Source organism: Dysgonomonas sp. 511, assembly GCF_010501105.1.
GTDB lineage: Bacteria > Bacteroidota > Bacteroidia > Bacteroidales > Dysgonomonadaceae > Dysgonomonas.
In genome coordinates, this window is record NZ_QVMQ01000075.1 from 1 (window position 1) to 1,313 (window position 1,313).

Sequence of the window (1,313 nt, forward strand, 5' to 3'; positions counted from 1 at the left end):
TCACTAGTGTCCCATTAAAATTCGTTATTAAAAATCAAATAAACTTGGCTCATTAGAGTCGCCTGGTTCTTTGTCATATTGAAAATTAGTTTTGTTAAAGAGGTCTTTCAAATGCGTTTTATCCGTTAGAGAGATACTTAGTATTTGTAAAACTTCGTATGTACTTCTGTCAAGTTTCATGTTATGTTGGATAATTGCAACTAAGCAATAAGCACAAATGGCTGTATAGATTTGTATTCTTACGGCATTCTCTGTAGTACCCCAGAACTTTTTAATTTTGAGGTGCTGTTTGAGCCATTTGAAGAACAGTTCCACTTGCCAGCGGTTCTTGTATAACTCAGCAACTTGCAGAGCGGATATATCCATAGCATTGGTTAAGAATACAAACTCTCGTTTTTGTTCTTCATCCCAATATCTAATTAACCGAAGTTTATCGGGATAATATTGTTTGGGATAAAACCCAGTCAGTTCGATTGTCATATCCGAGAGTACATTCTTAGGCATCCTTCGTTTCCATTTTAGAGCTTTGTGCTGAAGATTCTTCTTTGCTCTGACAACGAAACAGGCTTCTATCTGATGAATCCGATATAACATCTTGAAGTTGTTGTAGGCACGGTCAAAGATATAATAAGAGCCTGGTTCATAAGGAATCTTATCCATGGCTTTAGAATCGTGAACGGAAGCTGTTGTAATATGGAAGAATGTCGGAATCTGAGTTTCCACATCATACAATGTGTGGACCTTAATACCGCCTTTTTTCTTCCGAAACTTTGCCCACCAGAAAACATTCAGGCATAAGTCAATGGTTGTGGAATCAAAAGCATATACATTCCCTCCCAACTTGAAGATATCTGTCTTACGTTTCTGCGGTGCTTCATTGACAAGAAAGTAAGCAAACTCTTCAAAGATTCGGTAGTCTCTATCTTGATTCGCCCGAGCCAAAGATGACTTTGATATGTTCTTGCCCATCCCTAAATGGTAACACTTGGAACGATGAGCACCCAGAGCAACAATCAAATCTCTCAGACTTTCTCGGTTGGATAGTTGGCCGAACATCAAGGCTAGTAGTTGATTCCAACAAGTGAAATGTTTTACGTAACGATTTCCTTGATACTTGTTGACTATACGCCGGAACTTATCTTCATTCAAGAATGAAACCAATTGAGCAAATACATACTTCTCTTTATTCATTGCAGCTTCTGTTATTGACTGCAAAGCTATAAATTGAAATCGTCGCGCGTGAGAAAACCCCGAAACTAACTAATTATCAAATAATTCAAAGAGCTTTTTGTGATTTTAATGGGACAGCAATG

1 protein-coding gene is annotated in these 1,313 nt (G+C 37.7%); it reads right to left on the reverse strand.

The features are described 5' to 3' along the window. Positions 1-27: 27 nt before the first annotated feature. Positions 28-1,191, reverse strand: a complete 1,164-nt coding sequence (locus D0T57_RS15305) for an IS4 family transposase (RefSeq protein ID WP_163274339.1) — start codon at positions 1,189-1,191, stop codon at positions 28-30. Positions 1,192-1,313 lie beyond the last annotated feature (122 nt).